This is a genomic window from Actinomycetospora aeridis, from assembly GCF_037400275.1.
Classification (GTDB): domain Bacteria; phylum Actinomycetota; class Actinomycetes; order Mycobacteriales; family Pseudonocardiaceae; genus Actinomycetospora; species Actinomycetospora aeridis.
This window is the reverse complement of the sequence record NZ_JBBEGL010000002.1, coordinates 644999-669107: the sequence shown is the minus strand read 5'-3', so window position 1 is coordinate 669107 and position 24109 is coordinate 644999. Positions and strand designations below refer to the sequence as shown.

At 75.4% G+C, this 24109-nt stretch carries 22 protein-coding genes and 1 tRNA gene; 10 read left to right on the top strand and 13 right to left on the bottom strand.

Translation table 11 applies throughout. The annotated features are described in order from the left end of the window. The first annotated feature begins 10 nt into the window (after window positions 1–10). Genes cobC through cobA form a run of 3 tightly spaced genes read left to right on the top strand, consistent with a single transcriptional unit; the run spans window position 11 to window position 3983 of the window. Window positions 11–1039, top strand: coding sequence for an Rv2231c family histidinol phosphate aminotransferase CobC (cobC, locus tag WCD41_RS08785; RefSeq protein ID WP_337713019.1), 1029 nt, complete (start codon window positions 11–13; stop codon window positions 1037–1039). Beyond that, a complete protein-coding gene (gene cobT, locus WCD41_RS08780) occupies window positions 1036–2775 on the top strand; it encodes a nicotinate-nucleotide--dimethylbenzimidazole phosphoribosyltransferase (protein WP_337713018.1) in 1740 nt (579 codons plus the stop codon). Before cobC ends, cobT begins: the two co-directional genes overlap by 4 nt. Continuing rightward, window positions 2772–3983: a uroporphyrinogen-III C-methyltransferase gene (gene cobA / locus WCD41_RS08775; protein ID WP_337713017.1), complete on the top strand. Its 1212-nt coding sequence runs from the start codon at window positions 2772–2774 to the stop codon at window positions 3981–3983. The genes cobT and cobA overlap by 4 nt, the downstream gene beginning before the upstream one ends. Window positions 3984–3995: 12 nt before the next feature. Here the strand turns inward: cobA and WCD41_RS08770 are convergent, their stop codons facing one another. From WCD41_RS08770 to WCD41_RS08745, 6 genes are all read right to left on the bottom strand, one after another. Then, window positions 3996–4781: an endonuclease/exonuclease/phosphatase family protein gene (locus WCD41_RS08770; protein ID WP_337713016.1), complete on the bottom strand. Its 786-nt coding sequence runs from the start codon at window positions 4779–4781 to the stop codon at window positions 3996–3998. Continuing rightward, complete coding sequence (locus WCD41_RS08765; RefSeq protein WP_337713015.1) at window positions 4778–5608, bottom strand: DNA-formamidopyrimidine glycosylase family protein; 831 nt, start codon at window positions 5606–5608, stop codon at window positions 4778–4780. The genes WCD41_RS08770 and WCD41_RS08765 overlap by 4 nt, the downstream gene beginning before the upstream one ends. A gap of 21 nt (window positions 5609–5629) precedes the next feature. Then, window positions 5630–6775 carry an Hsp70 family protein gene (locus tag WCD41_RS08760; protein WP_337713014.1) on the bottom strand — a complete coding sequence of 382 codons (1146 nt, stop codon included), beginning with the start codon at window positions 6773–6775 and terminating at the stop codon, window positions 5630–5632. Window positions 6776–6805: 30 nt separating this feature from the next. Next, window positions 6806–8035 carry a cytochrome P450 family protein gene (locus WCD41_RS08755; RefSeq protein ID WP_337713013.1) on the bottom strand — a complete coding sequence of 410 codons (1230 nt, stop codon included), beginning with the start codon at window positions 8033–8035 and terminating at the stop codon, window positions 6806–6808. A 79-nt stretch (window positions 8036–8114) separates the two neighbouring features. Next, complete coding sequence (locus WCD41_RS08750; RefSeq protein ID WP_337713012.1) at window positions 8115–8999, bottom strand: SDR family oxidoreductase; 885 nt, start codon at window positions 8997–8999, stop codon at window positions 8115–8117. Between the two features lie 25 nt (window positions 9000–9024). Next, a complete protein-coding gene (locus WCD41_RS08745) occupies window positions 9025–10566 on the bottom strand; it encodes a flavin-containing monooxygenase (RefSeq protein ID WP_337713011.1) in 1542 nt (513 codons plus the stop codon). 116 nt (window positions 10567–10682) lie between these two features. Between WCD41_RS08745 and WCD41_RS08740 the strand changes: the two genes are divergently transcribed. Beyond that, window positions 10683–11375 (top strand): TetR/AcrR family transcriptional regulator, encoded by a 693-nt coding sequence (locus WCD41_RS08740; protein WP_337713010.1) that lies wholly within the window; start codon window positions 10683–10685, stop codon window positions 11373–11375. Window positions 11376–11781: 406 nt separating this feature from the next. Further along, window positions 11782–13017 carry an LCP family protein gene (locus WCD41_RS08735; protein WP_337713009.1) on the top strand — a complete coding sequence of 412 codons (1236 nt, stop codon included), beginning with the start codon at window positions 11782–11784 and terminating at the stop codon, window positions 13015–13017. 25 nt (window positions 13018–13042) lie between these two features. Here the strand turns inward: WCD41_RS08735 and WCD41_RS08730 are convergent, their stop codons facing one another. Both WCD41_RS08730 and WCD41_RS08725 read right to left on the bottom strand, forming a co-directional pair. Further along, complete coding sequence (locus WCD41_RS08730) at window positions 13043–14155, bottom strand: YncE family protein (protein WP_337713008.1); 1113 nt, start codon at window positions 14153–14155, stop codon at window positions 13043–13045. Window positions 14156–14261: 106 nt separating this feature from the next. Beyond that, window positions 14262–14849 carry a type 1 glutamine amidotransferase domain-containing protein gene (locus WCD41_RS08725; protein WP_337713007.1) on the bottom strand — a complete coding sequence of 196 codons (588 nt, stop codon included), beginning with the start codon at window positions 14847–14849 and terminating at the stop codon, window positions 14262–14264. Window positions 14850–14975: 126 nt separating this feature from the next. On the opposite strand from WCD41_RS08725, the gene WCD41_RS08720 reads away from it, so the two are divergent. Continuing rightward, window positions 14976–15197 carry a copper ion binding protein gene (locus WCD41_RS08720; protein WP_337713006.1) on the top strand — a complete coding sequence of 74 codons (222 nt, stop codon included), beginning with the start codon at window positions 14976–14978 and terminating at the stop codon, window positions 15195–15197. A 15-nt stretch (window positions 15198–15212) separates the two neighbouring features. Here WCD41_RS08720 and ku read toward each other — a convergent pair whose 3' ends face one another. Next, window positions 15213–16256 carry a non-homologous end joining protein Ku gene (ku, locus tag WCD41_RS08715; protein WP_337713005.1) on the bottom strand — a complete coding sequence of 348 codons (1044 nt, stop codon included), beginning with the start codon at window positions 16254–16256 and terminating at the stop codon, window positions 15213–15215. Between the two features lie 152 nt (window positions 16257–16408). On the opposite strand from ku, the gene WCD41_RS08710 reads away from it, so the two are divergent. Then, the gene (locus WCD41_RS08710; protein ID WP_337713004.1) at window positions 16409–17119 is read left to right on the top strand and encodes an ATP-dependent DNA ligase; all 711 of its coding nucleotides are present in this window, start codon (window positions 16409–16411) and stop codon (window positions 17117–17119) included. Between the two features lie 52 nt (window positions 17120–17171). On the opposite strand, the gene WCD41_RS08705 is transcribed toward WCD41_RS08710, so the two are convergent. The 3 genes from WCD41_RS08705 to WCD41_RS08695 all read right to left on the bottom strand — a co-directional run bounded on the left by WCD41_RS08705 (window position 17172) and on the right by WCD41_RS08695 (window position 21531). Beyond that, a complete protein-coding gene (locus WCD41_RS08705; RefSeq protein ID WP_337713003.1) occupies window positions 17172–19004 on the bottom strand; it encodes an HNH endonuclease signature motif containing protein in 1833 nt (610 codons plus the stop codon). Window positions 19005–19182: 178 nt separating this feature from the next. Then, on the bottom strand, window positions 19183–20211 hold the full coding sequence (locus WCD41_RS08700; RefSeq protein WP_337713002.1) for a prephenate dehydrogenase: 1029 nt from the start codon (window positions 20209–20211) through the stop codon (window positions 19183–19185). A 66-nt stretch (window positions 20212–20277) separates the two neighbouring features. Beyond that, window positions 20278–21531, bottom strand: a complete 1254-nt coding sequence (locus tag WCD41_RS08695; protein ID WP_373695088.1) for a M20 metallopeptidase family protein — start codon at window positions 21529–21531, stop codon at window positions 20278–20280. A gap of 165 nt (window positions 21532–21696) precedes the next feature. Here WCD41_RS08695 and WCD41_RS08690 point away from each other — a divergent pair, with 165 nt between their 5' ends. The 3 genes from WCD41_RS08690 (at window position 21697) to WCD41_RS08680 (ending at window position 22792) form a co-directional block, all read left to right on the top strand. Next, window positions 21697–22236 (top strand): tRNA adenosine deaminase-associated protein, encoded by a 540-nt coding sequence (locus WCD41_RS08690; protein WP_337713001.1) that lies wholly within the window; start codon window positions 21697–21699, stop codon window positions 22234–22236. Next, the gene (locus WCD41_RS08685) at window positions 22226–22696 is read left to right on the top strand and encodes a nucleoside deaminase (protein WP_337713345.1); all 471 of its coding nucleotides are present in this window, start codon (window positions 22226–22228) and stop codon (window positions 22694–22696) included. The genes WCD41_RS08690 and WCD41_RS08685 overlap by 11 nt, the downstream gene beginning before the upstream one ends. Window positions 22697–22706: 10 nt before the next feature. Beyond that, window positions 22707–22792 (top strand) — tRNA-Ser (locus WCD41_RS08680). A gap of 85 nt (window positions 22793–22877) precedes the next feature. On the opposite strand, the gene mftD is transcribed toward WCD41_RS08680, so the two are convergent. Beyond that, window positions 22878–24056, bottom strand: a complete 1179-nt coding sequence (gene mftD, locus WCD41_RS08675) for a pre-mycofactocin synthase MftD (RefSeq protein ID WP_337713000.1) — start codon at window positions 24054–24056, stop codon at window positions 22878–22880. Window positions 24057–24109: the final 53 nt, after the last annotated feature.

The window sequence follows — 24109 nt, the reverse complement described above, 5'->3', positions numbered from 1 at the left end:
GCCCGGCCTCGTGACCCTCTCCACCGAGTACGACCTCCACCACCACGGCGACGCCGAGGTCGGCCCCGGTCTCGTCGACCTCGCGGTCAACGTGCGCACGGGGACGCCGCCGTCCTGGCTGCGCGACCGCCTCGTCGCGAGCCTCGACGACGTCGCCGCCTACCCGGACCCGACGCGGGCGACCGCCGCCGTGGCGGCGCGCCACGACCGGCCGGTCGAGGAGGTCGTGCCGACCGCCGGCGGCGCGGAGGCGTTCGTGCTGCTCGCGCGGGCCCTGCGCCCCCGCCACGCCGTGGTCGTGCACCCGCAGTTCACCGAGCCGGAGGCCGCGCTGCGGGCCGCGGGGCACGCGGTCGACCGGGTGCTCCTCGACGGCGACCTGACCCTCGACCCCGGGGCCGTCCCGGAGAGCGCCGACCTCGTGGTCGTCGGCAACCCCACCAACCCCACGTCGGTGCGCCATCCCGCCGGCGTGCTCGCGCGGCTCGCCCGCCCGGGCCGCACGCTCGTCGTGGACGAGGCGTTCATCGACACGGCGCCCGGTGAGCCGGACTCGCTGGCCGACCGGGGCGACCTGCCCGGGCTCGTGGTGCTCCGCAGCCTGACCAAGACCTGGGGTCTCGCGGGCCTGCGCGTCGGCTACGCCCTCGCTCCGGCCGGGCTCGCCGAGGGGCTGCGCGCCGCCGCCCCGCCGTGGTCGGTCTCGACGCCCGCACTCGTGGCCCTCGAGGCCTGCAGCGGTCCCGCCGCCCGCGCCGAGGCCGACGCCGCCGCCCGGGCGATGGCCGCCGACCGCGACCACCTCCTCGCCGCGCTGCGACGGATCGGCGGCGCCGAGGTCCGCGCCACCCCCGCCGCGAGCTTCGTCCTCGTCCGCACCCCGGGGCGCTCCGACGTCCGCGAGCGGCTGCGCGACCGCGGGCTCGCGGTCCGCCGCGGCGACACCTTCCCCGGTCTCGACGCCGAGCACGTCCGGATCGCGGTGCGCGCCCCGGAGGTCACCGACCGGCTCGTCGGCGAGCTCGCGGAGATCCTGTGACCCTGCATGACGGCGACCGCGACGCCCTGCACCGCGTCCTGCACGCCCGCCGCGACGTGCGCACCGGCTTCGTCGACACGCCCGTCGACGACGAGCGCCTGCACCGCGTCCTCGAGGCCGCCCACGCCGCGCCGAGCGTCGGGTTCTCCCAGCCGTGGGACTTCCTGGTCCTGCGCTCGCCGGAGCTGCGCGCCGAGCTCGCCGAGCTCGCCGAGCAGCAGCGCCGGGACTTCGCCGCGTCCCTGCCGGCGGCGCGGGCGCGGAGGTTCGCCGGCCTGCGGGTCGAGGCGATCCGCGAGGCACCGCTGGGCATCGTCGTGACCTGCGACCCCACCCGCGGCGGCCGGCACGTCCTCGGGCGCCACACCCAGCCGCGCATGGCCGCCCACTCCGTCGCGGGCGCCGTCCAGAACCTGTGGCTCGCCGCCCGCGCCGAGGACCTCGGCGTCGGCTGGGTCAGCTTCTTCCGCGAGCGGGAGCTCGCCGCGCTCCTCGGCGAGCGTGTCGGGTTGCCGCAGCACCTCGAGGTCGTCGCCTACCTGTGCGTCGGGCACGTCGCGGCGTTCGCCGACGAGCCCGAGCTCGCCACCGCCGGATGGGCCCACCGCCGACCGCTGGCGTGGGCCGTGCACGAGGAGAACTGGGGACACCACCACGTGGATCCACTGGACGAGACGATCGCGGCCCTCGCGGACCTCGACACCACCGGGGGTGAGGCCGCCGCGCGCGAGCACCTGACGCGCATGACGGTGCCGCCCGGTGCGCTGGGCGGGGTCGCCGAGCTGGGCGTCCGCCTGGCCGGGCTGGCGAACTCGTGCCCGCCGCCCCTGCCCGAGCCCGCCGTGGTCGCGGTGTTCGCCGGCGACCACGGCGTGCACGCCCGCGGTGTCACGCCGTGGCCGCAGGAGGTGACGACGCAGATGGTCGCCACCTTCCTCGCCGGCGGTGCCGCGGTGAACGCCTTCGCCGCCACCGTGGGCGCCGAGGTCCAGGTCGTCGACGTGGGCGTGGCCGCCGAGCTCGAGGCGGCGCCCGGCCTGCTGCCGCGCAAGATCCGCGCCGGCACCCGCGACATGACCGTCGAGCCCGCCATGACCCGCGACGAGGCCCGCGCCGCGCTGCGCGCCGGGATCGAGGCCGCCCGCGACCTCGTCACCGCCGGCAACCGCCTGCTCGTCACCGGCGACATGGGCATCGCCAACACGACGGCCTCCGCCGCCCTCGTCGCCGCCTTCACCGGGGCGGACGCCGCCACGGTGACCGGCCGCGGCACCGGCATCGACGACGCCACCCACGCCCGCAAGGTCGCGGTGGTCGCCGAGGCGCTCGCCCTCCACCGCCCCGGCCCGGCCGACCCGCTCGGGGCGCTCGCAGCCGTCGGTGGGCTCGAGCACGCGGGGCTCGCGGGCTTCCTGCTGGGGGCCGCGGCGCTGCGCACCCCGGTCGTGCTCGACGGCGTCGTGTCCGGCGCGGCGGCGCTCGTGGCGGCCGCGATGGCCCCGACCGCGTCACACGCCTGGATCGCGGGGCACCGCTCGGTCGAACCGGCCCATACCCTGGCCCTCGAGCACCTCGGCCTGGCGCCGACGCTGGACCTGGGGCTGCGGGTCGGCGAGGGCACCGGAGCCCTGCTGGCGGTGCCCGTCGTGACCGCGGCGGCCCGGGCGCTCGCCGACGTCGCCACGTTCGACGCGGCGGGCGTCACCGAGAAGGAGCTGGAGGGAGAGACACCGTGAGCGACGTGACCGGTCGCGTGTACCCGGTCGGCCTGCACCTGCGGGACCGGCGGGTGGTCGTCGTCGGCGGCGGCTCCGTCGCCCAGCGCCGCGTGGCCGGGCTGCACGAGGTCGGCGCGGACACGGTCGTCGTCAGCCCGACGCTGACCACGGCCCTCTCGGCCCTCGCGGACTCGGGCGAGATCACCTGGCACGCCCGCGGCTACGCCGACGGTGACCTCGCCGAGTCCTGGTACGCGGTCGCGGCCACCGACGACGCCGCGGTCAACGCCGCCGTCGCCGCGGAGGCCGAGCGTCTGCGGGTGTTCTGCGTGCGCGCCGACGACGCCGACGCCGGCACGGCCGTGACGCCCGCGGTGGGGCGCTACGACGACATCACCGTCGCCGTGCACGGCGGCGGCGACCCGCGCCGGGCCTCGGGCGTGCGCGACGGCGCCGTCGAGGCGCTGCGCAGCGGCACCCTGCTGGACCGCAGGCACCGCGCCGTGCGCCCCGGCGTCGTGCTCGTCGGCGGCGGCCCCGGCGACCCCGGTCTGATCACCGTGCGGGGACGGCAGGCGCTGGCCCAGGCCGACGTCGTCGTCACCGACCGGCTCGCCCCCCAGCCGCTGCTCGACGAGCTGCCGCCGGACGTCACGATCATCGACGCCTCGAAGCTGCCCCGGGGCCGCTACATGAGCCAGGACACGATCAACGAGGTCCTCGTCTCCGAGGCGCTCGCCGGCCGGCGGGTGGTGCGCCTCAAGGGCGGCGACCCGTTCGTCTTCGGCCGCGGTCTCGAGGAGATCCAGGCGTGTGCGGCGGCCGGTGTCGAGGTCGAGGTCGTGCCCGGCATCACCAGCGCGATCGCCGTGCCCGCCCTGGCCGGCGTGCCCGTCACCCACCGCGGCGTGACCCACGAGTTCACGGTGGTGTCCGGTCACCTGCCGCCCGGGCACGCGCAGTCGCTCGTCGACTGGGACGCGCTGGGGCGCCTGCGCGGCACGGTCGTGCTGCTGATGGCCGTCGAGAACATCGGCGCGATCACCGAGGCGCTCGTCGCCGCCGGCCGCGACCCGCAGACCCCGGCGCTGGCCGTCCAGGAGGGCGGCCTGCCCGGCGAGGTCACCACGCGGGCGACGCTCGCGAAGCTGCCGCACGCGATCGCCGAGGCGGGGCTGCGCCCGCCGGCGGTCATCGTGATCGGCGCCGTGGCGGACCTGGGCTGAGCCGGCCCGGCGTCAGGCCGCCAGGTCCACCACCAGCGCCCGGTGGTCCGACACCGCCGTCGCGACCGCCCGCGCGTCGCGGACCGGCGGCGTCCCGGCCCCGGCGAGCACGTGGTCGAACTGCACGCGCGGCCGCTCGGTCGGGAAGGTCGGGGTCCGCACGAGGGTCTGCCACCGCCGCAGCAGGGCGCCCGGTACCGCCCCGGGCATGTTGAGGTCGCCGAGGATCACCACCGGGCCGGGCAGGTGCTCGACGGCCCTCGCCAGCCGCGCGAGCTGCAGGACGTTGACGCCGGGCGTGAACGCCAGGTGGGTCGCGACGACCGTCCCCACCGGCGCCGGCGGCTCCAGCACCGCCGCCAGCGCCACCCGCGGCTCGTCGCGGACCAGCGCCGGGCGCCGCGCGTCGACCAGCAGCGGCAGGGTGGCCCGGGAGGTCCCGAGGGCGATCCGCACCCACCGGGCGACCGGGTGCCTGCTCACGAGACCGATGCCGTAGGTGGGCTCGTCCCGCGGCTCCTCGTCCGCGCCCGCCGCCCGCCACCGCTGGCCCGGGGTGCCGACGAGCGCGGGCACGAACAGGGCGTCGCGCGCGCCCAGGGCGTCGGCCACCAGCGCCGTCTGGTCGACGAGCCCGGAGCGGGGCTGGGAGTGGTCGACCTCCTGCAGCGCGAGGACGTCCGCGTCGAGCTCGGCGACGGCCGCGCGGAGACGGTCGGGGCACACCACGCCGTCGGCCGGGGAGCGGCCGTGCAGGAGGTTGAACGTCGCCAGCCGCACGCCCCCATGATCACTCATCGCCCGGGCTCCGGCTGGCACGAGGGGCACCACCACACCTCGCGGGTGTACGGGGCGCCCGAGCCGGCGGCGGGCCGGAAGCGCACGAGCGTCCCGCAGCGGCGGCACGGGCGGTTCGAGCGGCCGGTGACCCAGTGGTTCTCGCCGCGGCGCCGCACGCCCGTCGTCGTCATGCCGGTGCCGTGCTCGAGGCTGTGGCGGATCATGCGCCGCGCGAGGGCGAGCAGGGGCTCCAGCTCGACGTCGCCGACCGGCGTCCAGGGCCAGAGCCCGCGCAGGAAGCACACCTCGACCGCCCAGAGGTTGCCGAGCCCGGACACGCCGCGCTGGTCGAGCAGGGTCTCGACGACCGGGCGCGCCGGGTCGCGGCGCAGGCGGGCCAGGGCACCGTCGGCACCGTCGAGGTCGAAGTGCTCCTGGGTCGCGGTCGGGGCGCCGGCGAGGACGTCCGGGCCGAGGTGGCCCACCACCCGGTGCTCGTCGCGGGTGCGCAGGAGCTCGAGCACCGGCACGTCGACGCCGACGAGCGCGACGCCGGTGTCGAGGGTGAGCGCCGCCCGCGTGCCCCGCGGCAGCGCCGGGCGCCCGTCGGCGCGGCGCCGGCGCACGACGCTCCACGACCCGCTCATCCGCAGGTGGCTGTGCAGGGTCGCGCCGTCCGAGAAGCGCGTCAGGAGGTGCTTGCCGTGGGCGCGGGTGCCCTCGAGCTTCCGTCCGGTGAGGTCGGCCGTGGCGAGCGAGGGCGTCCGGAAGTCGCTGCGGACGACGGTGGTGCCGGTCAGGGCGTCGAGGCGGGCGGCGCAGCGGTGGACGGCGTCACCCTCCACGCGATCCTCCCGTCCCGGACGTCAGCGTCGACCCAGCCCCAGCCGTTCCGCCGCCCAGGCGGCCGCGCCGGACGCGGGCCCGAACGCCGACACCGCGCCGGGGTCCCCGCCGTGCGCGAGCCCGAACCCGGTGCGCTCGGCGATCCACTCCCGCACGCGCGGCATGTCCGCGAGGCCCCCGCGCACCAGCATCGCCGGGCGCGGGCCCGAGAGCGTGTCCACGAGCGCGCCGATGCCCTGCGCGATCTCCTCCAGCCCCGGCGCGAGCATGGCGCCGAGGTCGGCGTGGGTGAGCCCCACGATCCCGGGCCCGGGGCTCTCCGGGGGCAGCACCGGCAGCGCCACCGACACCTGACCGCTCGCCGCCAGCGCCTCCTTGCCGTCCCGGACGCTCGTCCGCAGGCGGAACCAGGCGCGGTGGGCCTCGAGGTCGGCGCCGAAGCGCAGACGCGCGGCGAAGGGCGGCGGCGCGCGGTCGAGCACGAGCTGGACGAGCGCGTCGTCGAGCACCTCCGCGCCGACGTTGACCGTGCGCACCGCCGCGACCGACCCGGTGCCGTCGCCGCCCCGGTCGACGACCGCGAGCTCGGTGGCCGCGCCGCCGAGGTCGACGACGAGCAGGCGTCCCTGCCCGCCGAGGCGGTGGGCGGCCGCGCGCGGGGAGTCGAGCAGGTGGAGCTGGTCGGGCGAGGTGTACGGGATGGCCCCGAGCGCCGCGAGCCCCGCCGCGCGCAGCGCCTCGGACGCGGGCGCCGACCACGACGCCGGGTGCAGCAGCACCACCGACGACGGCAGCGTCCCGCGCCGCGCGGCCTCGGCGCGCACCACCTTCGCGATCAGCGCCGTCGCCACGTCGACCGCGGTGGTCGGGCGGGGCCACTGGGTCAGCAGCTCCGGCGGGCCGCCCGTGCTCGCCGCCAGGTGCGGCCGCGTGCGTGTCAGCGCCGCCGCCGGGTCGAGCGCGCCCGCCTCCAGCGCGGGCCGTCCCGCCAGGACCACGCCGTCGGGACGCGAGAGCACCGCCGACGGCATCGACGGGGAGCCGTCGACCCCGACGGGGCCGACGCGCACCCAGCCGTCCCGGGGGTCGACGTCGGCCCAGGCGCCCACCGTCGTCGTGGTCCCGTGGTCGATCGCCAGGGTCCACCGGGCGTCGGGAGCGGTCATGCCGGACACCCGGCGCAGGGTGTCACAGCGTCACGACGACGGCGCGGTCCCCTGCTCCCGTTCCGCCCCCAACAGCACCGGCAGCCGCGCCCAGGCGTTGACGAGCACGCTGCGACGGCGGGGCACCGGTAGCTCGGCGCCCGCGGCGAAGGACGGGAAGCGGTCGAGCAGGGCGCGCAGCGCCACCTCGGCCTCGAGCCGGGCCAGGGAGGCCCCGAGGCAGAAGTGCAGACCGTGCCCGAAGGCGAGGTGGCCCGTGGTGTCGCGGAGCTCGTCGTACGCGTCGGGGTCGTCGAAGCGCGCCGGGTCGTGGTTGGCGGCGGCCAGCGACACCATGACCATCGCGCCGCGCGGCACGACCACCCCGTCGAAGTCGACGTCCTCGGCGGCGAACCGCAGCGGCGCCTGGGCGATCGGCGAGCCCCAGCGCAGGAACTCCTCGATCGCGGCGCGCAGCTCGTCCGACTCCGCGGCGGCGAGCCGGTCGCGCAGCGCGGGGTCGCGCAGCATCCGCTCGACCGCCGTCCCGATCAGCGTCGCCGTGGTCTCGTGGCCGGCGATGAGCAGCAGCATCGCCATGGCGATGATCTCGTTCGTCGAGAGCTGCTCGCCCTCCTCGGAGACCTCGATCAGTGCCGAGATCAACGCCTCGTCGGGCTCGGCGCGCTTGCGCTCGACGAGCTCCGAGAGGTACGCGGCCATGCTCGCGTTGGCCTGCATCGAGGCGGCCTCGCCGGTGTCGTCGATCATGATGCGGGACCACTCGCCGAAGGCGTCCTGGTCCTCCACCGGCACGCCGAGCAGCTCGCAGATCACGGCCGTCGGCAGCGGCACTGCGTACGCCTCGACGAGGTCGACCGGCGCGTCGCCGGGCAGCCCGGCCAGCAGCGACGAGGCGATCGTCTCGACGCCCGGCCGCAGCGCGGCGACGCGGCGCACGGTGAACGCCTTGACGACGAGCTTGCGCAGCCGGGTGTGCACCGGCGGGTCGTTGAGCAGCATCATCTCGCCGCCGGGCGAGGGGATGCCGGGGACCGAGGCCCGCTGGCCCTCGGGCAGCGTGTTGCGGAAGTCCTTGACGAAGCGCGGGTCCGACATCACCGACCGGGCGTCCGCATAACGCGTCACCAGCCACGTCCGCCCGCCCTCGGGCAGGTCGACCTCGTGCACCGGACCCTGCTCGCGCAGCTGGCCGAGGGCGGCGAACGGCTCGTGCCAGTAGTCGTCGGAGAAGAGCGGCGCGGGGGCGACGTCGGTCACGGAAGCAGGACCCCTTCCGGGTTCACTGAGTGGTGGTTCAGTGACGACCGTACGCGGCGGGCGCGGAACCCGCCGAGGCTCAGGAACGCACCTTCCCCATGCCCGCGCTCGTCGCACCGAACGTGCGCCCGGTCTTCCGGAACTGCTCCTCCAGACGGGGCACCATCTGCTTGGCCTGCGCGAGGACGGGCAGGTCGCCGAGCCACGAGAAGGTGATCGGTCGGGCCGCCGCGACCAGCGCCACCGCCTTCGGCACGAAGATCCGACGCTTGCGCCTGGCGATCCCCTCGAGGAACGCGTTCGCGCAGTCCTCGACCGAGGTCAGGGCGCCGAGGGGGTAGGGGAGCCGCTTGAGGGTCTCCTCGAACGTCGACGAGTCGGCCTTGACGTCGCGGACGAGGTCGGTGTCGATCCAGCCCATGTGCGCGGTGCCGACGCCGATGCCGCGGTGGGCGAGCTCGAAGCGCAGGGCGTTGCCGTAGTTCTCCACGCCCGCCTTGGCGCCGCAGTAGGCCGCCATGCCGGGCAGCGCCGTGAACGCGGCCAGCGACGACACGAGCAGCAGGTAGCCCCGCCGCTTCTCGACCTCGGCGACGGTGGCGGACACCGTGCGGGAGACGCCGATGAGGTTGACCTCCAGCACGCGCGCGACCACGTCGGCGGGGCTCTCGGCCACCGTGCCGTGGTTGGCGATGCCGGCGTTGGCGATCACGACGTCGATGCCGCCGAGCTCGCGCACCGTCGTCGCGACCGCGGCGTCGAGCGACTCCTGGTCGGTGACGTCGCACTCGGCCCAGCAGTGGCCGGGTCCGAGCTCGGTGACGAGCTTCTCGAGACGCTCGAGCTCCATGCCGACCGCGGCGACGTGGGCCCCGCGGGCGGCGGCGCGCCGCGCGGTCTCCTCGCCGATCCCGCGGGCGGCGCCGGTGATGAACAGGACCTTGCCGGTCAGGTCGGTGGCCATGGGTGTCTCTCCTCGGGGTGTCGTGTCAGCGTCGGGCGGCGGCCAGCGGGGTGAGCGTGTACTCCTCCGGCCGGAAGCGCCGCAGCCGGCGGCGGAAGGGCATCGTGAACGTGGGCCACAGGGCGGAGTTCTTGCCGTGCTGGTCGAGGTACCAGCTCGAGCACCCGCCATCGACCCAGACGGTGCCCTCGGTCTTCTGCTGCATCTCGGCGACGAACGCGTCCTGCGCCGCGCGGGTGGGCTCGACCGCCCCGACGCCGTGGGTGCGCTGGTGGCGCAGGGTGTCGAGGACGAGGGCGATCTGCGACTCGATCATGAACACGACCGAGTTGTGGCCCAGCCCGGTGTTCGGTCCGAGCAGCGTGAACGCGTTGGGGAAGCCCGCGATCATCGTGCCGTTGTGGGCGTACGGCGAGCCGGCCCAGTGGTCGGCGAGCGTGCGGCCGTCGCGGCCGTGGATGCGGTGGCTGATCGGCAGGTCGCCGATGGCGAAGCCGGTGCCCGCGATGATCGTGTCGACCTCGTGCTCGACGCCGTCGGCGGTGACCACGCCGTGGGGCCTGATCTCGACGATCTTCTCGGTGACCACCTCGACGTTGTCCCGGTCGAGCGCGGGCAGGTAGTCGTTGGAGAGCAGGATGCGCTTGCAGCCCATGGCGTAGCTCGGCGTGATCTTCTCGCGCAGCTCCGGGTCGGACACCTGCCGGCGCATGTGCGCCTCGGCGATCTTCGCGGCCTTCCCCATGCGCCGCGGGTCGCGGAAGCCGAACACGAAGGTCTCGCGCGCCCAGTAGATCGCCTCGCGCACGACGCGCTGGGCCGGCGGGAACCAGCGGAAGAGCAGCTTCTCCGCCCGCGTGATGGCCCGGTCGCCGCGCGGCATGATCCACGGCGGGGTCCGCTGGAAGACCTCGAGGCTCCCGACGACGGGCGCGATCTCCGGCACGAACTGGATCGCCGAGGCGCCGGTGCCGATGACGGCGACGCGCCGCCCGGTCAGGTCGAGGTCGTGGCGCCAGGTCGCCGAGTGGAAGACGGGACCCTCGAAGTCCTCGAGCCCGGGGACGTCGGGGAACGACGGGTCGGACAGCGCGCCGGAGCCGAGCACCAGCGCGTCGGCGGTCCAGACGCCCTGGCTCGTCGTGACCGTCCACTGCTGGGCGGTGTCGTCCCACGAGGCGTCGAGCACCTCGTGCTGATTGCGGGTGAAGCGGTCGATGTCGTAGTCGGCCGACACCCGCTGCAGGTACGCGTGGATCTCCGGCTGGGGCGAGAAGGACCGGCTCCAGTCGGGGTTCGGCGCGAACGAGAACGAGTAGAGGTGGCTGGGCACGTCGCAGGCGCAGCCCGGGTAGGAGTTGTCGCGCCAGGTGCCGCCGACGTCGTCGTAGCGCTCGAAGATCAGGAAGTTGTCCTCGCCCGCCTGTCGCAGGCGGATCGCCGTGCCGAGCCCCGAGAAGCCGTTGCCGACGATCGCGACGGCGAGGTGCGGGACGTGCCCGTCGGCGGGTCCCGGTGGGGTGTCCTGCTCGGTGTCGGTGTCTCGCGCCCGGGTCGGCGTGCTCATGGGGTCCCTCCTCGTGGACGTCGCCGGTCCGGGCTCCGGCTCCCCGGACCGCGGCGCTGGTACGTTAGCGTACCGAAGTCGGCGGCCAGTGTGGTACGCGGTGGTACCGTTGTCCAGTGTCCGTTCCCGCCGCCACCGGTTCGAGCGCGCCCGCGAGCTCCGGGCACCGCGACCGACTCGTCCAGGCGATGATCGAGCTGGTCGCCGAGCGCGGGTACGCGGCCGTGACCGTCGCCGACGTCGTCGCGGCCGCCCGGGTCTCGAAGCGGACGTTCTACCAGCACTTCTCCGATCGCGAGGACTGCTTCCTCGCCGCCTACGCCACCGCCGCCGAGCAGCCGCTGACCCGCATCGCCGAGGCCGTCGCCCCGGCCGTGGAGGCCGCCCCGGACGCGACCCCGCCGTCGCTGGCCGACGAGGTGACGGCCGGCACGCGGGCCTACCTCGACGCCCTCGCCGAGCAGCCCGCCCTGACCCGCACCCTGCTGACCGAGATCAGCGGGCTGGGTCCCCGGGGCTGGGAGGTGCGGCGCGCGGTGCTGAACCGGTTCGCCGAGCAGCTCTCCGCCCTCGTCGCCCTCGGGGCGGCCCGCTGGGCATCGGGCGACGACGGCGAGGCCGGGGTCCCCGAGCTCGCCGGGGTGCGCGGGCTGCCGCGGCCCACCGCCGTCGCGCTCGTCGGCGGCATCAACGAGCTCGTCCTCGACGCCGTGGAGGACGGCCGGGGGGACCGGCTCGGCGAGCTCACGCCGACCGTCACCGAGCTGATCCTCGCGGTCATCGACCGCACCGCCCGCGGCGACGAGTGAGCCCCGCGGCGTCGTGATCGACCCCGCCCCTGAGGTGGCGTTCGGCTGAACGTGTGACCCGCGCCCGGGTCCGGCTCGGCTCCGCGGAGTCGGTCGCGAAGTCGTCCCGGCGCCATCTCGGACAGCGGGGGGCGCTGGACGGGCCCGTGGCCTGCGTATCCTCTTCGATCACGACGGCCCCGCGGCCGCTACCGAGAGCCGCCCGGGCGCCACCGGCGCCCCGTCGACGCGAGGCGCGAGGTGAACGGCGATGAACCGACCCGGCGGACCCCCCGGCCGGGGGCGACCCCCATCGGGTCCGGGCGGACCCCCTCCCGGGCCCCCTCCCGGACGCCCCGCGGGGCGACCGCCCGGTCCCCCGCCGGCAGGCCCACCCCAGGGCCCGCCCCGTCCCGGCGGCTTCCAGATGCCGGGCCGCGGCTCCCGGACCGGTGGCCGCGGTCGTGGGGGCAACGGTGCCGGCGCCGGGGGCGCCGCGGCCGCCCCTCCCGGTGGCCCGCGTCAGCAGCCCACCCGCGTCGGCGGGCCCGACTGGAACCGCGACCCGCAGGTCGGCTACGACCCCGAGGTCGCCCGCGCGGCCCGCGACCAGGACCGACCGTCGTGGCGCGAGCGCCTGCCCGAACGCCCGGCATGGTCGCGGAGCGGCAGTGGTGGTGGCGGCGGACGCGGCGGCAGCCGACGCGGGGGCCGTTTCGCCCACTGGAGCTGGCCGAAGCGCATCGGCGCGATCCTGGCGGTCATCGTCCTGCTGTTCGTCGGGTTCGGGATCTACCTCGACACGCAGATGACCAGGATCGACGCCCTGCCCGAGTACGAGGGCTCGGCGAGCTCCGGCACCAATTGGCTGATCATCGGCTCGGACAGCCGCGCCGGTCTCGACGACACCGCCGCCCAGCAGCTCTCCACCGGCGAGGTCGACGGCAGCCGCACCGACACGATGATGCTCGTGCACGTCGGCGGCTTCGGCGGCCAGACGTCGCTGACCAGCCTGCCGCGCGACTCGATCCTGTCGATCCCGGGCCACGGCCGCGGGCGGCTGAACTCGGCGTACGGGATCGGCGGGCCGAAGCTGCTGGTCCAGACCGTCGAGCAGAACGCCGACATCGAGATCGACCACTACGCGGAGATCGGCTTCGAGGGCTTCGCGGGCATGGTCGACGCGATCGGCGGCGTCAACATGTGCCTCGACGAGGCGATCGACGACCCCAAGGCGGGCATCGACCTGCCGGCCGGCTGCCAGGACCTCGACGGCCCGAACGCCCTGGGCTTCGTCCGGACCCGCGCGTTCCCCAACGCCGACCTGCAGCGCATCCAGAACCAGCGCAAGTTCCTCTCCGCGCTGATCTCGGAGGCGTCGAGCCCGACGGTGCTGCTCAACCCGTTCCGCATCGTGCCGTTCGCGAACTCCGCGATCGCCACGCTGACGGTCGACGACAGCACCCACGTCTGGAACCTCGCGAGCCTCGGGTTCGCGATGCGCTCGCTCTCCGGCGGCAGCGGGGTCACCTCGACGGTGCCGATCGACCTGTCGACCAGCGTCTCCGGCGGCGTCGTGTGGAACCGCCAGAAGTCCGGTCAGTACTTCGACGCGATCCGCGAGGACGAGGAGATCCCCCAGGACCTGATCACCGGCGGGTGATCGGGTCCCGGGGACTCCCCGGACCTCAGGCCGGCGGGTCGACGATCTGGACGACGCCGGTGGAGACGCCGGCGACGTAGAGCCGGCCGGTCTGCGGGTCGACACCGACGGTGTAGGGGTTCTGCACGGTGGCGACCCGGGCCACCTCGCGCGGCTGCGGGGCGGTCATGTCGTAGCCGATCACCTCGTTGGTGCCCGAGGACGCGACCCAGAGCCGGTCGCGGACCGGGTCGTAGGTGATGCCGTACGGCCCGCCGGGCTGGGCGACGCGGGCCACCTCGCGTGGGCCGCCGTTCGGGCCGGAGGTCGGCTCGAAGACGATCACCGCGTCGCCCCGCGTGTCGGTCGCGATCATGCGGCCGTGGCGGTCGGCGACGAGGTGGGTCGGGCCTGCGCCCGACGGGACCTCGCCGACGATGCGCAGCCCGGCGACGTCGTAGGTGGTCAGCGTGTTCTTGCGGACGTCGACCATGCCCACGGTGTCGCCGACGGGCGCCACCCCCGCGGGCTGCACGGCGTCGGTGAAGACCTTGACGACCTGGTCGCCGCGCACGGCGGAGACCGTGCCGCCGAGCTCGTCGGCCGCGATCACGGTGCCGTTCGGGGCCTGGGTGACGTCGTGGGGCACGGTCCCGACGACCAGCGGCGGGTCGGCCTGCCCGCCCGGGAGCGCGACCCGGACCACCGCGTTGGCGCTCTCGACCGGCACCAGCACCGGGCCGCCCGGAGCGGCGAGCTGGAGGTGGCGCACGAAGCCGGGCAGCGGGGTGCGGGTGCGGACGGCGCCGGTGTCGGCGTCGAGCAGGACCAGCTCGTTCGGGTTGCGCTTGGCCACCGCCACCGTGCGCGTCACCGGGTCGACGACCACGCCCTCGGGCGCGGAGCCGACCTGGACCTGCCGGCCGGGCGGGGTGGCCGTGGGCTCCGGCGCGCCCTGCGGCTCGGCGGCCAGGGGCAGCTGGTCCGTCGGCGGGCGCGTGCCCTCGGTGGGGACGCCGGGCGGGAGGAAGCCGGTCGTGGTGGTGGGGGGTGTCGCGGGGGCCGGCGGCGGGGTCTGCGGTGCGGTGCCGCATCCGGCGAGCGCGAGGCCCGCGATCAGGCCGAGGGCGGCCGCGGTGCGGGCGGTGCGTCTGCGCATGGGCCGGGAGTATGTCCGTGCCCCCGTGATGCCCGCGCGATGACGCCGACCGGCCGAGCGTGATTCGCCCGGTTGCCGGCCGGCGTCGCGGGCCCTCCCGCGGGCGTCAGGCCTGGTCGGCCGAGAGCGCGTGGGCCGGGGTCGGCGCGTTCGCGAACTCCTCGACCAGCGTCCGACAGAACGCCGGCAGGTCGTCGGGGTTGCGGCTGGTGATCAGCCCCTGGTCCACGACGACCTCCTCGTCGACCCACTCCGCGCCGGCGTTGCGCAGGTCGGTCGCGAGGCTCGGGAACGAGGTCAGGCGGCGGCCCCGCACGACGTCGGCCTCGATCAGCGTCCACGGTGCGTGGCAGATCGCGGCGACCGGCTTGCGGTTGGCGACGAACTGCCCGACCACCTGGACGACGTCCGGGATCGTGCGCAGCAGGTCGGGGTTCGCGACGCCGCCCGGCAGGACCAGGGCGTCGTAGTTCTCGATCTTGACCTGGGTGATGACCGCGTCGACGTCGAAGCGGTCGCCCTTGTCGAGGTGGTTGAAGGCCTGGATCGAGCCCGGCGTCTCCGACACCAGCACCGGGGTGCCGCCGGCCTGCTCGACCGCCTTCCACGGCTCGGTGAGCTCGACCTGCTCGGTGCCTTCCTTGGCGCAGAGGAACATGACGGTCTTGCCCTGCAGCTGGTTGTTCTCGGCCATGATCGTGCGGCGCTCCCTCGCGTCATCGGTACCCTCGGGGGGTATGCACGCGTCCTCGCAGGAGGACGGTGTCGCTTGACGCCGGGGGCTCCCCCGACCCCGCCGCGACGAAACGGAGGCCGCGCCATGGCCAGCACCACCCTGTCGGTCCCGGAGATCCACTGCGGGCACTGCAAGTCGGCGATCGAGGGCGCGGTCGGGCCGCTCGACGGTGTGCAGGCCGTCGAGGTCGACGTCGACGCCCGCAGCGTGCACGTCGAGCACGACGACGCCGTCACCGTGCGCGCGCTGGTCGACGTGATCGAGGACCAGGGCTACGACGTCCCCGACCAGGCTGCCGCCGGCTGAGCCTCCCGCCCGCGGTCAGGCCGACTTGCTGCGGCGGCTCTTCGAGGTCGAGGCCGTCTCGGTCTCGTCGTCGTCGGACTTCTTCTTGGTCGAGCTCTTGGACCGTGTCGACTTCTTCGGGGCCTCCTCGGCGGCCTCCTCGGTCGTCCCCGTGGTCTCCTCGGTCTTCTTCGTGCGCGAGCGGGAGCGCTTGGGCTTCTCCTCGGCGGCGGCCTGTTCCCCGGACTCCGACCCGGATTCCGGGCTCGAGGCCTTCGCGGGCTCCTCGGCCGGAGCCTTGCCGCCGGCCGCCTCGACGCTGCGCCGCAGGGCGGTGAGCAGGTCGGTCATGTCGTCGCCCTCGTCGGCGGGGGCGGCCTCGGGGGTCGGGCGCCCGCCGCCGTGCTCGCGCTTGTAGTCGATGAGGTCGGAGACGGCCTGGCGGTAGTCGTCCTCGAACTGGCTCGAGTCGAACTCGCCCGAGAGGCTCTCGACCAGCGACGAGGCCATCTGCATCTCCTGCGGCCGCAGGTCGACCTCGGTGCGCAGGGTCTCGAACTCCGGCTCGCGGACCTCGTCGGGCCACAGCATCGTCTGCAGCACGATCGCCTCGTCGCGGACCCGCAGCAGCGCCAGGGTCTCCCGCTGGCGCAGCGCCACCTTGACCACGGCCATGCGGTCGGTCTCGCGCAGCGCCTCGCGCAGCAGCGCGTAGGGCTTGACCGCCTTGCTCTCCGGCTCGAGGTAGTAGCTCTTGTCGAGCAGCAGGGCGTCGATCTGCTCGGACGGCACGAACTGCACCACATCGATCTCGTGCCCGGACGCGACCGGCAGCGTCGCGAGGTCGTCGTCGTCCAGCATGATCAGCTGGCCGTCGTCGGTCTCGTAGCCCTTGGCGATCTCGGAGTACTGCACCTCCTCGCCGCAGACCGAGCAGGTGCGCTTCTGGCGAATGCGGCCACCGTCGCGCTCGTGGACCTGGTGGAAGCGGATGTCGTGGTTCGTGGTGGCGGCGTACAGCCGCACCGGCACGTTCACGAGTCCGAACGACACCGCGCCGTTCCAGATCGCGCGCATCATCGGCCCCTCTCGTCGGTCGGCGCGGTGGGCGGACGGTCACCGCGCGTCGGCACCAGCATGCCCCACCGGCACCATTCGTCCCAGTCAATGACGCGCCGACCCCGGTCCCCGGGATTGTCGGTGTGCGGAGGCACGATGGCCGGGTGCGTCCGATGCTCCCCGTTCCCGGCGACCTGCCGGTCGACGACGGCTGGAGCTACGAGGTCGACTGGGCGGGCGTCCGCCTGCTCGCCGATGTCGACCAGGGCGAGCTGACCCTGCGCACCGCCGAGGGCGAGGACGTCACCGCGCGGTTCCCCGAGTTCGCCGGCCTCGTCGACGCCGTCGCCGACGGCCTGCTCGACGGCGAGGCCGTGATGATCGACGGTGGCAGCCCCTCCGGCGACGCCCTGGGCGAGCGCCTGCACACCGAGGACGCCGGCCGGGCCCGCGCGCTGGCCCGGGAACGCCCCGCGGTGTTCATGGTCTACGACGTCGTGCGTCTCTACGGCGTGCCGCTCGACCCCCGGCCCCTCGAGGAGCGGCGGGCCGTGCTCTCGCGGCTCGACCTCTCGCGTGCCACCCGCATCCAGATCTCCCCTGCCTACGACGACGGTCCCGCGCTCCTCTCCGGGGTGGTCGCCCAGCGCCTGTCCGGGGTGATCGCGAAGCGCCGCGGCACGCCGTACCGCTCGGGCGACTCCGGCGGCGACTGGGTGCGCGTCGACCCGACCCTCGCCGCGGGCCCGCCCCGGCCCACCCTGACCCGCACGCCGGTCCAGTCGCCGGTCCCGGCCCAGGCCGCGCCCCAGACCCCGGCGCCCTCCCGTCGGCCGCGGCACGCCCGCCGCGAGCGGGCGCCCCAGCACGACACCCTCTTCTGAGGCGCGCACCGCGCCGGCGTGCGCGAGCCGGCGCCGGGCGGAGCCGCCGGGGTCAGAACGCCGGCTCATCGTCGTGTCCACGCGTCGGGGGGCTCGGAGCCGGTCGGCGGAGCTGCTCCTCCAGCAGCCACCGGACCTCGTCGTCGATCGGAGCCGGCGTGGGGCAGCACGCACCGGAGCGCTCGGCGCCGGGTCGTTCGCCGGTCTCGGACCGGGGCTCGGACTCGGGAGCCGCGCCCGACGGTGGCGACCCCGACCGTGCCGACTCCGGTGGCGAGTCCGGTGGCGGCCCGGTCTCCGGGGTCGCGGGCAGGAGGACCGGTCGCACCGTGCGGTACCGGCGCCCGGAGGGCGTCGTCCAGAGCACCGACCCCTCCGGGCCGCGCGCCACGAACCAGCCCGGGAGGTGCTTGATCCGGTGGTGGTGGCGGCAGTCGGGATCGAGGTTGTCGGCGGCGGTGCGTCCCGCGGGATCGTGGGGGTCGAAGGGCACGAGGTGGTCGAGGTCGCACGCCTGCGCCGGCACGCGGCAGCCCGGGAACGTGCAGGTGAGGTCGCGGTTGCGGACGTGCTCCGCCATCGCCTCCGGTGGTCGGTACCGCCGGTGGCCGACGTCGAGCACCGTGCCCGACAGCGGGTCGGTGAGGATGCGGCGCCACGTCGCGTCGGCGTCGGCCGCGAGGGTGCGGGCCGCGTCCGCGGTGATGGGGCCGTAGCCGACCAGCTCCGCCGGCTGCTCGTCGAGACCGAGGAGCGTGTCGGCCCGGACCACGACCCGGACCTGGACGTTGCGCGGCAGGCGCGCCGGGGCCCGCCGATCCGTCGTCCGGGAGCGGCGCCCGCGGGCCGTCCCGTCGGGGCCCGCCTCGTCGGCAGGCTCCCGCGGCTCGGGAACCGCGCCGTCGCCTCGCGCGGGCGTGGGGTCCGGCCCGGGCACCGCGTCGTCGCCTCGCGAGGACGTGGGGTCCGGCTCGGGGTGTGCGCCGGCGGCGGCGAGCGCGCCGAGGGCCACGAGGTCGACCACAGCATCGGCGCGTCGGGCGCCGGGGGAGCGCTCACCGTCGTCACCGTCCGACGGATCGCCGGGATCGGCCGGGCACAGACGCCGGGCGTGGGCGTCGATCGTCCGGTAGAGCAGCAGTGCCTCGGCGGCGGGGAGGTAGGCCGTCACGGTGGCCATGCCGTGGTCCTCGGCCCCGAGGTGCACACCGCGCTCGCGGGCCGCGGCGCGCTCGCGCCGCCGGGCACTCCCGGGGTCGTGACGCACCGCGGCCCGTCGGGCCGTGCCGGCGAGCTGGGCCGGGGTGCGGGCGATCGGCCGGCCGGCGGCGGTGCCCTCCAGGAGCTCGCGTGAGAGGCGCTCGCGCAGCGCGGGGTCGAGGTCGAGCAGGACCCCGCCGACCGAGCGGACGTGGGCCAGCGACAGCCGTCCGTCGAGCATCGCCTCGACGAGCAGCGGCAGGCCGCCCACCAGGCTCACGGCCTCGTCCACCCGGCGGGCCGCGGTGCGCTGGGCCACCTGCCAGGCGAGCGCGAGCTCGGCGACCAGCGAGTCGACCTCGGCCGCGACGCTCCCGACATGGTCGTCGAGCGGCGTGCCCGACGGTCGCTGTTCGGCGCGCCGGACGGCCCGGGACACCATCGCCTCGACGGCGAGCATCTCCTGCGCCTGGGACCACGCCGTCATCCGCGCCCAGCCCGCGACCCGGTCGAGCCCCTCGCCCGTGGCCCTCTGCCAGGCGTCCTCACCGTCCGGGGAGTGGTCGGCCGGGTCGGGAGCCGGGGCGAGGAGCTCGGCGGCGAGCAGGTGATCGGCCAGCTCAGGACCCGGGACGACCCCGACCGCACCGGCCGGGGCGCTCTCGTCGACGAATCCTTCGAACATGTGTTCGAATGTACCGGAGTCGGTCGACGCCGTGGGGCGACTTCGCTGAGACCGTCTCAGCTCGCCCGTGCGGCAGGCGGCTCCCCGGCGACCCGGCACGCCCAGCACGGCGTGTCGCGCCGGCGAGCGTGCGGCGATTCTGACGCCCAGTGTCTGCGGTGGCCCACCGCTGACACCGCTAGCCCTCCAGGACGCCCAGGGCCTCGTCGGCGGCGTCGAGGGCCTCGGCGGTCCAGCCGATGATCCGCCCGCCGGTGCGGCCGAGCTCGCGCATCGACTCCAGGAACTCCGCCGGCGTGCCCTCGAGGTCGATCCGCTCCTCGCGGCGGGCGGTCCGCGCCCCGTCGAGCGCGGTGCGCCCGTCGTGGCCCGCGCGCAGGGTCGCGAGGAGCCCGCCCGTGGAGGCCAGCGACCCGCGCGCCGCGCCCAGGCGGCCGAGGGCGTCGTCGAGCGAGGCCAGCAGGGCCGAGCGGTTGCCCTCGGTCATCGCCGCGGTCAGCTCGGGGCGGGTGCCCGCGACCCGGGTGCCGTCGGTGAACGACCCGGCGGCCAGGGCCAGGGCCAGCTCGCCCCCGTCGGCGCCGACGGCGGCGAGCACGGCGGCGAACAGGTGCGGCAGGTGGGAGATGCGGGCGACGGCGAGGTCGTGCTCGTCGACCGCGGCCGGGACGACCACCGAGCCGCAGGCCAGGGCGAGCGCGGCCACGTCGACCCAGACCTCGAGGTCGGCGTCGTCCTCGGTGGCGACGACCCACACCTTCTCGTGGAACAGCTGCAGCGAGCCCGCGTCCCAGCCGGAGAACTCGGTGCCGGTCATCGGGTGCCCGCCGACGAACCGCGTCGCCGGGGCGCGGCGGGCCACGGCCTCGGCGACGGGGCCCTTGACGCTGGTGACGTCGGTGAGCCGGCACCCGGGCGCCTCGCGGGCCACGACCGCGAGCACGTCGTCGAGGGCCGTCAGCGGCACGGCAAGCACCACGAGGGCGTCCTCCGTGGCGGCGCGGGCGAGCGCCTCGTCGACCGAGCCGGCGACGTCGTAGCCGTCGGCCGCGGCCTTCTCGGCGGTCGTCGTCGACGCGGACGCGCCCCAGGCGTCACGGCCGGCGTCGGTGGCGGCCCGGAGCAGCGAGCCCCCGATGAGGCCGAGCCCGATGACGCACACCGGACGGCCCTGGGCGGCGGCGAGGGTGGCACCTGCGGATTCCACGCGGCCGACGATAGGACGACCCGCGAGAGTGAGGGCCATACGCCCGAACGGGGTCCCGGACGCAGGTCAGCGTGGCCGCAGCGTGTCCAGGACGTACCCCGAGTACAGGGCGACCCCGGCGACCATCGCGTCCTCGTCGAACACGACGCGGTTGGAGTGGTTGGGCGGCGCCTCGGCCGGGTCGACGTCGGTGGGGCAGGCGCCGAGGAAGGCGAGCGCCCCCGGCACGCGCCCGAGGACGTAGGAGAAGTCCTCCGAACCCATGATCGGGTCGGGCATCGGCTCGACGAAGCGCGAGCCCAGCACCGAACGCCCGACGTCGGCGACCCGGTCGGCCACGTCGGGGTCGTTGACGGTGACCGGGTAGCCGGCCTCGATGTCGACCTCGCAGGTGCAGCCGTAGGCGGTGGCGACGCCCGTGCACACCTGCCCGATCTCCTCCAGCACGCGGCCGCGGGTCTCCTCGGACAGCGTGCGCACGGTGCCCTCGAGCAGGGCGGTCTCGGGGATGACGTTGGTGGTGGTGCCGGCGCTGATGTGGGAGACGGTGAGCACGGCCGGGTCGAACGCGCTGATCCGCCGCGTGATCATCGTGTGCAGCGCGCCGACCATCGCGGCCGCCGCGGGCACGGGGTCGAGCGCGTCGTGCGGCGCGGACGCGTGCCCGCCCCGGCCGGTGACGCGGACGTGCAGGTCGTCCGACGACGCCATGATCGAGTCGGGGCGGGTCTGCAGTGTGCCGGCGGCGAGGCGGGACGTGACGTGCAGGGCCATCGCCGACTCCGGGACGCCGCCCGGGCCCTCGGCCGACAGGAGCCCCTCGTCGAGCATCGTGCGCGCTCCGTGGGCGCTCTCCTCGCCGGGCTGGAACATGAAGACCACGGTGCCGGCCAGCCGCTCGCGCCGGTCGCAGAGCAGCCGGGCGGCCGAGGCGAGCATCGCGGTGTGGAGGTCGTGCCCGCAGGCGTGCATGGCGCCCTCGACCTCGGAGGCGAACGGCACCCCCGAGTCCTCGTCCATCGGCAGCGCGTCCATGTCGGCGCGGACGAGCACGGTCGGTCCCGCGTGCGCGCCGCGCAGGACCGCGGTCACCGAGCTGAGCCCGTGACCGGTCGTGATCTCGAGCGGCAGCTCCCGCAGCGCGGAGAGCACGGCCGCCTGGGTCACCGGCAGCGTCAGTCCGACCTCGGGGTTGCGGTGCAGCACGCGGCGCAGGGCGAGCGTGCGCGGCTGCAGGGCGCGGGCCTCGGCCAGCAGCGCCCGTTCGGGGGCACGGTGTGCCGCGCGGCGACCACCCGCTCGCCGCTCCGGAGCACTCACCCGTCCGATCCTGGCACCCCTGTCGTGTGGTCGCGGCGTGCGCCGACCCCTGCGTTCACCCCTCGGTGACCGTCCGGACGCCCGGACGCAGTGTGACGACGACCGTCCGGCGTCCGTGACCTCGTCGGACTTCCACGCAGACACACCCGCCCCTACCGTAGAGGTATGGCAGGCCAGGGCCCTGGAGGCTCCACCGCGACACGCGGCGGCGCGGGAACCGTCGCACCCCTCGACGGGTGGGCGGTGGCCGTGACGCGCGAGGAAGGACGCTGGCGCGCGGTCGCGATGGACCGGGGGAGCCTGGCCGACCTCGACGCGGCCATCAGCGCCCTGCGGGCCCTGCGCTCGACCGGTGCGGTGCTGGGCCTGCTCGACGTCGACGACGAGTTCTTCGTGCTCGTGCGCCCGACGCCCGGCGGCGTGGCCCTGCTGCTCTCCGACGCCGTCGCCGCCCTCGACTACGACGTCGCCGCCGACGTGCTCGACCTGCTGCGCCTCGAGGTCCCCGACGAGGACGAGGCCGACGACGACCCGTGGCCCGAGGGCGACCTCGGCATGCTCGCCGACCTCGGCGTGCCCTCCGACGAGCTGGCGGTCCTGGTCGAGGAGATCGATCTCTACCCGGACGAGCAGCTGACGGCGATCGCTCGCCGCTGCGGGTTCGCCGACGAGCTGGCGAAGGTCGTGGAGACCGCTGCTCCGTAGTCACGACCGGTGGATGGGCCGGGCGCTCGAGGTCGCCCGGACCTCGGGTGACGACGTCCCCGTCGGCGCGGTGGTGATCGACGCCGACGGGCGCGAGCTCGCCGCGGCCGCCAACGCCCGCGAGGCCACCGGCGACCCCACCGCGCACGCCGAGATCCTGGCGATCCGGCAGGCGGCCCGGGAGCACGGCGACGGCTGGCGACTGGCCGGCTGCACCCTCGTCGTGACCCTCGAGCCCTGCACGATGTGCGCCGGCGCGGCCGTCCTCGCGCGGGTCGACCGGATCGTCTTCGGCGCCTGGGAGCCGCGCACCGGGGCCGTGGGCTCCCTCTGGGACGTCGTGCGCGACCGGCGGCTCAACCACCGCCCGGAGGTCGTCGGCGGGGTCCGGGAGGCGGAGTGCGCGGCGCTGCTGCTCGACTTCTGGCCCGGTAGAGATCGTCGGGAGAGCGTCCCGTAGCCTTGTCGGCGGTAGCGTGTCCGAGCGGCCAAAGGAGCGCGCCTCGAAAGCGCGTGTGGGTTCTGCCCACCGTGGGTTCGAATCCCACCGCTACCGCACCCTGGGGGCTCCGCCCCCAGACCCCGAAAGACGAAAGACCCCCTACCGGGCTTCCCGGCAGGGGGTCTTTGTCGTGACGGGGTCAGTTCACGGCCTGCCGGGTGAAGTTCGGCGGGATGATCAGGTCCTCGGGGACCAGCTCGTGCACCGAGGACTTGCCCAGGCCCATGAGGCCCGAGCCGATCCCGCCGCGCAGGATCTCGAAGACGTTCTCGACGCCCGGCTGGCCCGCGGCGGCGAGGCCCCACAGGTACGCGCGGCCGATCGCGACCGCCTTCGCGCCCAGCGCGAGCGCCTTGACGACGTCGCTGCCGCGGCGGATGCCGCCGTCGAGGATGACCTCGACGTCGCGCCCGACCGCCTCGACGATCCCGGGCAGCACCCGGATCGGCGCCGGCGTGGAGTCGAGGTTGTTGCCGCCGTGGTTGGACACCTGGATCGCCGTGGCGCCGGCGTCGACGGCGCGCTTGGCGTCGTCGATGCGGGTGATGCCCTTGACCGAGAACGGGAGGTCCGAGCCCCACTGCTCGCGCAGCCACGCGACGTCGGCCCAGGTGGGCGGCGGGGTGAACATCCACTGCCCGTAGGCGCCGAAGAACGTCGGCGGCTGCTCGCCCTGGGTCGGGATGTTCGGGACCGTGAGGTCGGGGATCTTCCCGGAGCGCAGGAACGCGAGGCCCCACTTCGGGCGGGTGGCGCCCTCGGGGATGTACTTGAGGATCGTCTTCCAGTCCATCTTCTCGGGGATGGACGGGCTGCCCCAGTCGCGGCCGTGGGAGAACGACCAGTCGAGGGTGACGATGAGGCCCTTGGCGCCGGCCTTCTTCGCGCGCTCGGCGCGGGCGGCCAGGGTCTCGCGGTCGCCCACCCAGTACATCTGGAAGAACGTCTTGTCGTTGGCCTCGACGACGTCCTCGACCGAGCGGCTGGCGAACGACGACAGGCCCATCGCCGTGCCGGCGTTCTTCGCCGCGCGGGCGACCGCGACCTCGCCCTCCGGGTTGACCGCCTGCACCCCGGTGGGGGAGACGATCACCGGCATCGAGATCTCCTGGCCCATGACCGTGGTGGTCAGGTCCTTCTCGAACGGCAGGTCGCACACGTGCGGCAGGAACTGCAGCTCGCGGAAGGCGTTGATGTTGTCCTCGAGCGTCGCGCCCGCCTCGCTGCCGGCGACCAAGGCGCCGTAGACCGACTTCGGCAGGCTCTTCTTGGCGCGCCGCTGCGCCTCGGCGACGGACTCGAACCACTGACCAGCCATGGAAACCCTTCCGCGAGACGTGCTTCGCCGCAGCCTATCCGCGCGCGGGGCCC